The sequence below is a fragment of the Euzebya sp. genome (assembly GCF_964222135.1).
Lineage (GTDB): Bacteria > Actinomycetota > Nitriliruptoria > Euzebyales > Euzebyaceae > Euzebya.
This window is the reverse complement of sequence record NZ_CAXQBR010000001.1, coordinates 89152-99669: the sequence shown is the minus strand read 5'-3', so window position 1 is coordinate 99669 and position 10518 is coordinate 89152. Positions and strand designations below refer to the sequence as shown.

At 71.9% G+C, this 10518-nt stretch carries 7 protein-coding genes and 1 pseudogene; 1 reads left to right on the top strand and 7 read right to left on the bottom strand.

Going from position 1 to position 10518, the window contains the following annotated elements; all coding sequences use genetic code 11:
• Positions 1 to 337: pseudogene (locus ACEQ2X_RS00475) on the top strand (hypothetical protein); the annotation flags it as partial.
• 24 nt (positions 338 to 361) lie between these two features.
• On the opposite strand, the gene ACEQ2X_RS00470 reads toward ACEQ2X_RS00475, so the two are convergent.
• The 7 genes from ACEQ2X_RS00470 to ACEQ2X_RS00440 all read right to left on the bottom strand — a co-directional run bounded on the left by ACEQ2X_RS00470 (position 362) and on the right by ACEQ2X_RS00440 (position 10504).
• A complete protein-coding gene (locus ACEQ2X_RS00470; RefSeq protein ID WP_370323772.1) occupies positions 362 to 1348 on the bottom strand; it encodes an NAD-dependent epimerase/dehydratase family protein in 987 nt (328 codons plus the stop codon).
• Between the two features lie 21 nt (positions 1349 to 1369).
• Positions 1370 to 5485, bottom strand: a complete 4116-nt coding sequence (locus tag ACEQ2X_RS00465) for a cell wall-binding repeat-containing protein (protein ID WP_370323771.1) — start codon at positions 5483 to 5485, stop codon at positions 1370 to 1372.
• A 76-nt stretch (positions 5486 to 5561) separates the two neighbouring features.
• Positions 5562 to 6779: an arginine deiminase gene (locus tag ACEQ2X_RS00460; protein WP_370323770.1), complete on the bottom strand. Its 1218-nt coding sequence runs from the start codon at positions 6777 to 6779 to the stop codon at positions 5562 to 5564.
• A 37-nt stretch (positions 6780 to 6816) separates the two neighbouring features.
• Positions 6817 to 7773: a glycine betaine ABC transporter substrate-binding protein gene (locus tag ACEQ2X_RS00455; protein WP_370323769.1), complete on the bottom strand. Its 957-nt coding sequence runs from the start codon at positions 7771 to 7773 to the stop codon at positions 6817 to 6819.
• 48 nt (positions 7774 to 7821) lie between these two features.
• Positions 7822 to 8640 (bottom strand): ABC transporter permease, encoded by an 819-nt coding sequence (locus ACEQ2X_RS00450; RefSeq protein ID WP_370323768.1) that lies wholly within the window; start codon positions 8638 to 8640, stop codon positions 7822 to 7824.
• The gene (locus tag ACEQ2X_RS00445) at positions 8637 to 9860 is read right to left on the bottom strand and encodes an ABC transporter ATP-binding protein (RefSeq protein ID WP_370323767.1); all 1224 of its coding nucleotides are present in this window, start codon (positions 9858 to 9860) and stop codon (positions 8637 to 8639) included. Before ACEQ2X_RS00445 ends, ACEQ2X_RS00450 begins: the two co-directional genes overlap by 4 nt.
• A complete protein-coding gene (locus ACEQ2X_RS00440; RefSeq protein WP_370323766.1) occupies positions 9857 to 10504 on the bottom strand; it encodes an ABC transporter permease in 648 nt (215 codons plus the stop codon). Before ACEQ2X_RS00440 ends, ACEQ2X_RS00445 begins: the two co-directional genes overlap by 4 nt.
• Positions 10505 to 10518: the final 14 nt, after the last annotated feature.

Here is a 10518-nt window from a genome sequence, read left to right as displayed (position 1 = left end):
GGTCGGCAAGGCGGCGTGGGACGCGGGCGACGGTCCGGTGATCGACCTCGATGACGTCTGCGCCGCCGTCGAGGTGGCGCGCGGCGAGATGCGCCACCACGCCGAGCGGGCACTCGAGCGCCTGCCGGACTCCGAGCGCCAGCTGCTCGAGGCCCTGGTCGGCCTGGCGCCGGAGGAGCGCACGCTGACCGCGGCCGGCCGCGCGCTGGGCAGGGCCGCCTCCGAGCTGGGCAGCCCGTCCCGCCGCCTGGAGCTGCGGTCGCTCATCCGCCGCGGACGGCCGATCACCGTCGTCGCCCGCACCGTCGAGGGGCTGCTCCGCGACGAGTGGCCCTGACCCCAGGTGTCGATGGGTGGGCCCTCAGCCCGTCCGGTACATGCCGTCCACCAGACCACCCGGGTGGTAGCCCTTCGCCCCGACCACCTGCGAGAGGGGTGTGCGGACGCCGTCGCCGGCGGCGGCGCGGTCGAGGATCGCGCCGACGTCCCACCGCGGTGACCAGCCCAGCTGCGCTCGTGCGCGCGCGTTGTCGTACACCCGGTCGAGGCCGGCCGGGAGCGTCCAGCCGAGCTGGTCGAACGCCGCGCGCCAGGCCGGGAGGCGGCGGTCGAGCACGCCCGCGAGGTCGTGGCGCAGCGCGGGCGCGTCCACCCGGGTGAACGGGGTGGTCGCGCTGATGACGAACCGGTCGAACCCCAGGTCCGCGGCGCGCTCGACGGCGAGGAGGTGGGCGTCGACGACGTCCTCGAGCGCGACCCGCCGGTGCAGGTACTCGACGGCCTTGAGGTTGTCGTCGTCGAAGCGGGAGCGGACCGCCGGGTCGTCGTCGGCCTCTGGGAAGAACCGGGAGGTGCGCAGCACCACGACGGGCAGGCCGTGGTCGCGGTGGACCAGCTCACCGAGGTCCTCCGCCGCGGTCTTGGTGACGCCGTAGACGTTCTTCGGCACCCCCTCGACGTCCTCGGTGATCCACGCCGCCGGCTGGTCCGGACCCGGCGACAGCGCGCGGCCGAACGCGCTGGTCGTCGACGTCAGGACGAACGCCCCGACGCCGGCGGCCACCGCGGCCTCGAGCAGGGTGAGGGTGCCGGTGACGTTGGTGTCCACGAAGTCCTGGCGGGAGTGGGTGGCGACGTGGGGCTTGTGCAGGGTCGCGGTGTGGATGACCGCGTCGACCCCGGCGACCGCGTCCCGGACCAGGTCCACGTCGGTGATCGACCCGACCACGTCGGTGTGCCCCGACGCGAGCAGGTCCAGCCCGACGACCTCGTCACCGCGTTCGCGCAGGACCCGGACCAGCCCCTCCCCCAGGTGCCCCGCGCTGCCGGTGACCAGGATCCTCCGCATCGCCGGCCGAGCCTACCCCGGTCAGTCCGCACCGAGGGCGGTCAGCACCTCGCCGACCAGCCCCTCGGACACCGCGGCGGTGCCGCCCGCGACGTACAGCCGGCGGAGGGAGCCGGCGTTGGTCGCGAGGAGGGTCCGGGACTCCGGGGAGCCGTCCAACGTGGTCGGGTCGACCAGGACCAGCAGGCCACCGAGCTGGGCGGCGGCCGGGCCGGCGGTCAGGGCGTCGGGGAAGTCCGCGCCGCTCGCGAGCACCGCGGTGGAGAACGACGACCCGGACCGGTTGAGCGCGGCGCGGGTGATGGCCTGGGCGGTGGCGAAGCGGCTCGCGCCGGCCAGCCGTCGGCCGTCGAAGCCCGCGTCGGCCACGTCGGCGGCGACCTGCTCGGACAGCGCCGCGGTGCCACCGGCGAGGAAGACCGTGGCGCCGTCGGGGACGAGCTCGTCGAGCACGGCCGCCGCGTCGGCGTCGAGCCCGTCGGTGCCGGTAAGCACGATCGGGTCCCGGCCGGGGACGGCGAGGTTGGACGAGGCCAGGGCGTCCGCGAACTGGTCGCTGCGGACGACGACGGCGGAGTCGACGCCACCGGTGAGCCTGGCGAGCTCACGGGCGACCGCCGCGGCCGTCTGCACGCGCCCCTCGCCCGCCAGCCGGGTGACCTCGTAGCCGCCCAGGGCGTCCTCCACCGCGGGCGAGAGCGCCGATGTGCCGCCGAGCAGGTAGACCTGCTCGACCCCGAGGCGCTCCAGCTCCGCGTCGACCTCCGGGGCCAACGAGGCGGAGTCGGTCAGCAGCACCGGGCCGTCGACGGCCGTGGCGAGCGGAGCGGCCGCCAGCGCGTCGGGGAAGTCACCGGCGCGGGCGATCAGCGCCGTGGTGGCGCCGTCGGGGTGCGCCGCCTTCGAGACCTCGACCGCGGTCTGCACGCGACCGGGGCCGGCCAGGCGCTGGACGTCCAGATCGAACTGCTCGTAGCCGTAGTCGCGCTCGGCGCAGCCGCTGCCGCGCGTCACCTCGACGGTGGCGGTCAGGTCGTCCGCGCGCTCCTCGCCCTCGTCGCCGGCCATCTCGAGCACCTCGAGGTCGAGGCAGTCGTAGGCGAAGTGCCAGCTCCCGTCCTCGGACTCGGGGTCGACGTAGTTGTCGACGTGGCCGTCCCCGCCGTCGGAGTAGGCCTCGCCGGCGTTGAACGCGGCGTCGTCGAGGTCGGGCGATGTCGAGCCGGGCTCCGGCACGGCGTCGAGGACGTGCTGGCCCGGGTGCTCGGAGTTCGAGACGTTGCCGTAGCTGTACGCCTCGTCGGTGTAGCCGAGGGACAGCCCGGGGGTCCAGGTGATCTCGCCGCGGTCGCTCTGGCCGTAGCCGTCGAGGTCGAAGCCCGACCGGTCGCGGAGCTCGAGGTAGTAGGCGTGGTCCTGGGGGGCGCCGTCGGTCGCGGACACGTAGGTGAACCCGTCGGAGCAGATCGGCGCGGTGCCGAGGCCGGAGTCCGGGTCGCACCCGCCGTTGAAGATCAGCGGGTCGTCGGGGCCGTCCTCGAAGTCGCTGGCGTACAGCTCCTCGCCGTCGGCGGTGACCGCGACGTCGTCGATGAACCAGCCGGGCTCGGCCAGCCCGACGTCGGTGACGTAGGCGAAGCGGAGGACGACGCCCTCCTGCCCGGCGTACTCGCTCAGGTCATAGGTGTCGGTCGCGAACCCGTCGTTCTCGGGGTAGCTCCCGAGCAGGCGGTCCACCTCGACGCTGCCGTCCTCGTGCGACTGCGTGGTGCCGGTGATGCCGTTGCCGAACTCGGCCTGGCAGGCCACGTTGTTCGGGTTCTGCGTCGCCGGCGTGGTGAAGCCGGCCTGGGACTCGAGGGCGGTGTAGCTCTCGCCATCGTCGGTGGTCACCATGACGAAGCCGTAGTCGAAGTCCCACTCGATGTGGAACAGGCTCGCGAAGGACAGCTCGACGGGCGTGCCGGGCTCGACGTCGGCGAGCTGGGGCAGGCGGATGTCGAGGGCGCGGCTGTTCGGGGACGAGGGGCAGGCGTAGTCGTTGCCCGACGTCGACCACCACACGTGCGACGGCGAGGCACCGTTCTCCACGAGCGCCGGGTCGATCAGGATCCGGCTCGGGAGCCCGGCCCGGTACATCTGCCCGTTGTGGACGTCGGGCCCCTCGAGGACGTAGGGCTCGCCGTCAGGGGTGACCCACTCGATGCGGTTGATGTCGGTCTTGGATCCGACCATCTCGAGCTCGCTGGTGCCCTCGGGGATCTCGGTCGGGACGACCCAGCCGAGCTCCTGGCGGCCGTAGGCGTCCATGTGCTGGCTGTAGTCCGACGCCATCAGGTTCCAGGTGCCGTACAGGTCCAGACCGCCGTTCGAGTAGAAGTCCGGCAGCCCCAGGGAGTGGCCGTACTCGTGGCTGATGACCGACGCGGCGTCGAAGACCGTCTCGGGGTTCACGTTGTAGGGGCCGACGCGGACGTAGGCGGGCAGCCCGGTGTCCTCGGTCGTCAGGGTGGTGTAGGTCTCGTCGGTGTAGAAGAGGAGGTTGCCCTCGAGGTCGGTCAGGCGGTCGTCGGAGATGTACCCGCTCAGGCCGGTCTCGGCGTCGCGGAAGCCCGCCTCGAGCGTCGAGGAGTGCGGCCAGAGGTTGTCGTAGGGGGCGCCCGGCACGGGCCCGTGGGTGCAGTCCGCACCGGCGGCCAGCTGGCTGGCCCCGTTCCCGCCGCAGCCGACGAAGATCATCATGAAGAAGTCGACGACGCCGTCCTTGTCGGTGTCGAAGTCGTTGTAGTCGATCTCCGGGTCGGCGATCGCCGCGGCGTCGTAGACGGCCTTGCCGGTGTCGCCGCAGCCGTCGTCGATGCTGGCCGGCACGGGCACGCCGAGGGCGGGGAGCACCGCGGAGCCGCCGGAGTCCTGGCCGTAGTAGCCGGTCGTGCCGGGCAGCTGGTACCAGCCGTCGGTGATGCGCTCGGGGTACAGCGGGGTCCCGGCGGCCTCGGGGGTGTGCACGCCGGTGCACGTGTTCGGCGGCGGCACCTGGGCGGTGTGGAAGTCGATGCCCTCGCCGTCGGTGCCCTCGTAGGCGAAGTCGGCCGTCTCGATCCCGGCGGAGGGCACGAGCCCGTCCGGGAACAGCTGGCCGTAGCTCATCTCCTGGAACAGGTTGAACGTGGAGCCCTCGAACTCAGGGGAGTTCACGATCTCGTCCAGCCGGGCGGCGTCGTGCTCCTCGAGGTGGCTGAAGTCGGTGAAGTCGACCGGCACGACGGGGAACGGCCGGTCGCCGTAGCGGGCGGTGTCGTAGCGCTCGTCCGGCGGGATGACCTTGGGTCCGTGGGCGGTGGCGGGCTGCCCGCCGTCGAGGACGGCGGTGGCCGAGAGGTCCTTCCACACGATCTGGGGGTCCTGGCCGGTCGTGTCGGCGACGGACTCGACGACCAGCACCGCGCGTGTGGGACCGGCGTCGGCGGCTGCCGCGAGCTCGTCGACGGTCCAGGTCACCGACCCGTCGGCGGCAAGCGACGCGGTGCCGGTCGCGGAGCGGACCTCGGTCACCGTGGTCCCGTCCACCGGAGCGATCGTGACGGTGTGCGGACCGCTCGCGGCGGCGTCGAAGTTCGACAGGATCACCCGCGCGGGGTACGCCTCACCGGGCTTCACCCACCCCACCGACGAGGTGAAGTCGTAGTCCAGCTGCACGCCGGCCTCCTGGGCGAAGGTGACCGGCGCGGCCCCGGCGACGGCCCTCCCATCCGCCGTCGTCGCCCGCACCGCCCAGGTCTCGCGCCACCCGGTCCGCTCGCCGGGCGCGATCTGCGCGGTCACGTCCGCCGGGATGTCGACGGCGAACGCCCCATCCTCCCCGGAGGTCGCCGTCCCGAGGTCGACCACCTGGCCGTCGGGTCCGTGGAGCGCCAGCCGCACGCCCGTCGACAGGAACGACGGGGCGTCGTCGCCGGCCTGCCCCTCCCCCAGCACCCCGGCCACCTGCACCGCCTCGCCGGGACGGGCGACGGCGACCGGCTCGAAGCCCGCCACGACGACGTCCGCTGGCGGATCGGCGGGCTGGGCGGCCACGGGCGGGATCACCGTGCAGAGCAGCGCGAGCAGGGCGGACAGGAGGAGGGTGCGGCGCATGGGGGTCTCCCGGGGCAGCGGTCGGATGGCGGTATCCGGGGGTTCGACGTCGCCACCGCCGTCTCCTGCCCCCGGCTCAGAGCGGGTCGCGCACCACCGGGCACGACATGCAGCGCGGGCCGCCGCGGCCGCGCGGCAGCTCGTAGCTCGAGATCTCGTGGACGGTGATCCCGGCGTCGCGCATGCGGCGGTTGGTGTCGGTGTTGCGCTCGTAGGCGATGACCTCGCCGGGCCCGATCGCCAGGGTGTTGTTGCCGTCGTCCCACTGCTCGCGGTCGCTCGCGACCTCGTCCTCGCCGGTGGTGATGACCCGCAGGTCGTCGACGCTCATGGCCTCGGCGACCGCGCGGAGCAGGTCCGGTTCCTCCCGCACGGCCATGGTCGGGCCGGCCGCCCCGCCGCTGCGGCCCGGTTCGATCCGGTGGGTCCGGGCCACCGACGGCAGTCGCGGCCACACGACGATCGCGTCGCGGTCGAGGAGGCTCATGACCGTGTCGAGGTGCATCGTCCCGCGGCCGACGGGCAGCTCGACGGCGAGCACGAAGTCGACCTCGTCGGCGGCGAACAGCCGGGCTGCGAGGTTCTCCACCGCGATCGGCGACGTCCGCTCGCTGACCCCGACCGCGATGGCCCGGTCGCCGAGCACCAGGACGTCGCCGCCCTCGATCGTGGCGGGGAAGTAGTCGGCGTCGCGGTCGCCGTACCACAGGGGCCGGCCGGCCAGGTCGGGGTGGTGGGCGTAGACGGTCCGCCACAGCAGCCGCTCGGGCTGGCGCGCCGGCTTGTGCATCGGCGACAGGATCCGCCCGCCGTAGAGGTGCGCGCTCGGGTCGCGGGTGAACACCGCGTTGGGGAGGGGCGGGACCAGGAACGCGGTCGGGCCGAGCACGCCGCCGACGAAGCCCTCCCCCGCGCCGGGCACCTCGTCGACGGTGAGCCCGCCGATCAGGTGGTCGGCCAGGTCGGCCGGCGGCAGGTCGGACAGGAACCCGCGGACCCGGTCGACTAGCTCCACGCCGCAGGTGTCCTCGGTGGCGCGGCGGGCGATGACCTCGGCGGCGATCTCGGCGTCGGTGACCACGTCGGTGACGAGCTCGGCGAAGAGCCGGACCGCCACGCCCCGGTCGCGCAGGAGCCGGGCGAAGGAGTCGTGCTCCTCCTGGGCCTTCGAGACCCAGATGAGCTCGTCGAACAGGAGCATGTCCTTGTTCGCCGGCGTCAGCCGCTTCAGCTCCAGCCCGGGGCGGTGGAGGATGACCTCGCGCAGGCGCCCGACTTCGCTCGTGATGCTCATGCGAGCGCAGGCTACGCGGCGCGAGGCATCGGCCGGGCTACTCGTCGGCGGAGATGAAGCCCTCCTCCTCGAGGTACTCCCGTGCGACGTCGGCCGGGTCGGCGGCCTCCTCGCCCGAGACGCGGGCGTTGAGGCTGGCCATGGTGTCGTTGTCGAGCGCCTCGGCGACCGGCGTGAAGATCTCGTCGATCGCGTCGCCGTACTCGTCGTACACCTCGCTCCGGAACACCGGGGAGGCGTTGTAGAGGGGGAAGAACTGCTCGGGGTCCTCGAGGACCACGAGGTCGAGCTCGGCGATGCGGCCGTCGGTCGTGAAGACCTCACCGAAGTAGCAGGGGTCCTGGGCGGCGGTGGACTCGTACACGACGCCGGTGTCGAGGACGGTCACGTTGTCCTCGGGGAACTCGTAGCCGTAGGCGGCCTCCATCCCGGGCAGGCCGTCGTTGCGGGCCGGGAACTCCGTCTCGACGCACAGGGTCGCGAGCTCCGGCGTCTCCTCGATGATCGGCCCGAGGTCGGCCAGGGACTCGGGGTTGCCGAGCTCATCGCCCGCGTCGGAGGCGTAGGCCAGCGCGTAGGTGTTGTTGAACTGGCTTGGCGCCACCCAGACGAGGTCGTTCTCCTCGAGGTCGCGCTCCGCCACGGCGTCGAACTGCTCCTGGCGGTCGTCGATCGGGTCGTCCTCCTCGTAGAAGGAGATCCACGCGGTGCCGGTGTACTCCCAGTAGTGGTCGATCTCACCGGAGGTCAGCGCGGAGCGGGTGGCATCGGTCCCGCCCAGGTTGATGCGGTCGGTGACCGCGGCGCCGTTCTCCTCGAGGAGGATCCGGGACATGTGGCCGAGGACGAGCTGCTCATCGAAGTCCTTCGAGCCGATGGTGATCTCCGCCCCTTCGAGCGGTCCCTCACCGCCGCTCGAGGTCGAGTTCCCGCCGAAGCAGCCGGCGGCGGCGAGGGCGAGGACGAGCAGGAGTGCCGAGGCACGGAGTTTCACGCAGATCACACCATTCGGGGTTGTGGTCATGTCAGGACGGGTTGGCGGCTACAGGCCGCGGGGTGTCAGCCACTCCTCGACCAAGCTGGCGAGGTAGTCGATCAGCAGGGCGAGGGCGGCGGTGAGCAGCGCCCCGGTGTAGAGGACCGAGTCGCGGTTCAACTGGAAGCCGCGGAAGATGATCTCGCCGAGCCCGCCCGCCCCGTACAGGTAGGCGAGGGTCGCGGTGCCGACGTTGATCACCAGCGCGGTCCGCACGCCCGCCAGGATGACGGGGACGGCGAGGGGCATCTCGATCGTGCGCAGCACGCGCCGCGGCGACATGCCCATGCCCCGCGCGGCCTCGAGGAGGTTCCGGTCGACCTGCTGCAGGCCGACCATCGTGTTCCGGATGATCGGCAGGGCGGAGTAGGCGACCAGAGCGATGATCACAGGCCGCACTCCGGTGCCGATGTACAGCACGAGCAGGGTGATGAGGCCCAGGGACGGGATCGCCTGGCCGAGGTTGCCCAGGCCGAGGATCAAGCTCTGCACGCGCTTCAGCGCCGGCCGCGTCGCGGCGATGCCGAGGGGGATGGCGATCACGAGCACGATCGCGGTCGACACGAACGTCAGGTAGAGGTGCCGGGTCAACCGGGGGGTGATGAAGTCCCAGGTGTAGGTCCGCTGCTCCACGGAGTCCCACTCGATCCCGGTGACGTACAGGTAGAGGCCGCCGAGCACGAGGGCGATGACCAGCGGGCGCCCGCCGTAGCGGACCAGCTTCCGCCAGGTGCTCGTCGCGGTCTCGTGCGAGACGTCAGGCCGATCGTCGACGGGACCGGTGCCCGTCGGGACGTCGTCCTCGAGGAGGGCAGCGTCGCTCACGGCCCGACCTCGACCTCGGTCTGCTTGTAGGCCTTGTAGAAGCGGCTGCTCTCCTCGCGCATCTGCTGGATCGCGACCATGACGCTGTCGATGTCGACGACGCCCTGGTAGCCGCCCGTGCGATCGACCACGACGGCGCTGCCGGCGTTCGACGCGATCATCTCGTTGAGCGCGTCGTGCAGGGTGGCCTGCGGCTCGACGACGGCGTTGACCGGCAGGCCGGGCTGGCCCTCCCGGTAGCGCTCGCTGCGCAGGTCCTTCGGGTTGACCCAGCGCTGCGGCCGGCCGCGCTCGTCGAGCAGCAGCATCGCGGTCCAGTCGCTCGCGTCGAGTTGGCGCCGCAGGTCCTCGACAGGTGCGGACAGCTGCGCGGTCGGCAGGTCGCTCGCGTACTCGATGTCGCGGACGCGAGTCAGCCGCAGCCGCTTGAGCGACGCACCGGAGCCGATGAAGTCCTCCACGAAGTCGTTCGCGGGGGCGGTCAGGATCTCCTCGGGGGTGGCGAACTGGGCGATGCGCGAACGGTTCTCGAGGATCGCGATGCGGTCCCCCATCTTGATCGCCTCGTCGATGTCGTGGGTGACGAAGATGATCGTCTTCTTGATGTCGTCCTGGACGCGTAGGAACTCGTTCTGCAGCCGTTCGCGGGTGATCGGGTCGATGGCGCCGAACGGCTCGTCCATCAGCATCACGTCGGGGTCGGCGCTCATGGCGCGGGCGACGCCGACGCGCTGGCGCTGGCCGCCGGACAGCTCCTTCGGGTAGCGGCCGCGGTAGGCAGCCGGGTCCATCCCGACGGTCTCGAGGAGCTCGTCGACGCGAGCGTCGATCCGGTCCGCGTCCCAGCCGAGCATCTTCGGCACCGTCGCGATGTTGTCGCGGATCGTCATGTGGGGGAACAGCCCGATCTGCTGGATGACGTACCCGATCCGACGGCGGAGCTGGTCGGGATCGGTGTCGGTCACGTCCTCGCCGCCGAGCTCGATCCGGCCGCTGGTCGGTTCGATCAGCCGGTTGATCATCTTCATCGTGGTGGTCTTGCCGCACCCCGACGGGCCCACGAGGACGACGATCTCGCCCTTCGGGATGGACATGGTCACGCGGTCGACCGCGGGTTCGGACTGCCCGGGGAACCGCTTCGTCAGCTCCTCGAGGTGGATCATGACCTCGCGCTCGGGTCCGCTGCCAGCAGCGGTCGGTGATGTCTGCACGTGGCTCATCGCAGGCCCTTGGAGGTCGTGAGGCGCCCGATGACGAGGTAGACGACATCGAACGCGAAGGCGATCAGGACGATCAGGAGCGTGCCGCCCCAGATGGGTTGGTCAGCACCGGAGCTGCCGAGCCGCCGGATGCCGGAGAAGATCTCCTGGCCGAGGCCCGGCCCGCCGACGAGCGCTGCCACCGCGGCGATCCCGATCGTCAGGAGCGTGGCGACCCTGATGCCCGTGAGGATGACCGGCCACGCGAGGGGGAGCTCGATCCGCACCAGCCGTCGGGCCCACCCCATCCCCATGCCCCGTGCCGACTCGACGACGGCCGCGTCCACCTGGGCGAGGCCCGCGACGGTGTTCCGCGTGATGGGGAGGAGGGAGTAGAGGAAGAGCGCGATGATCGCGGGTGTCGGTCCGATGCCGACGAGGGGGATGAGCAGCGCGAACAGCGCCAGGGAGGGGATCGTCAGCAGGACGGATTCGGTGTTGAGGATGGCGGGCGCGAGGAGGCTCGATCGGTGCGCCACGATCCCGAGGAGGACGCCGACCACGGTGCCGGCGACGATCGCGATCGCGACCAGCTGCACGTGCTCCGCCGCCTGCACGAGGAGGTCGTCGTAGTTGCTGGACAGGTAGTCCAGGAATGAGGACACGAGCTCTAGGCCAC

Bases quoted from the DNA above. Each gene is read 5' to 3' on its own strand.
- ACEQ2X_RS00470 (WP_370323772.1), bottom strand. From the start codon at position 1,348: ATGCGGAGGATCCTGGTCACCGGCAGCGCGGGGCACCTGGGGGAGGGG.
- ACEQ2X_RS00465 (WP_370323771.1), bottom strand. From the start codon at position 5,485: ATGCGCCGCACCCTCCTCCTGTCCGCCCTGCTCGCGCTGCTCTGCACG.
- ACEQ2X_RS00460 (WP_370323770.1), bottom strand. From the start codon at position 6,779: ATGAGCATCACGAGCGAAGTCGGGCGCCTGCGCGAGGTCATCCTCCAC.
- ACEQ2X_RS00445 (WP_370323767.1), bottom strand. From the start codon at position 9,860: ATGAGCCACGTGCAGACATCACCGACCGCTGCTGGCAGCGGACCCGAG.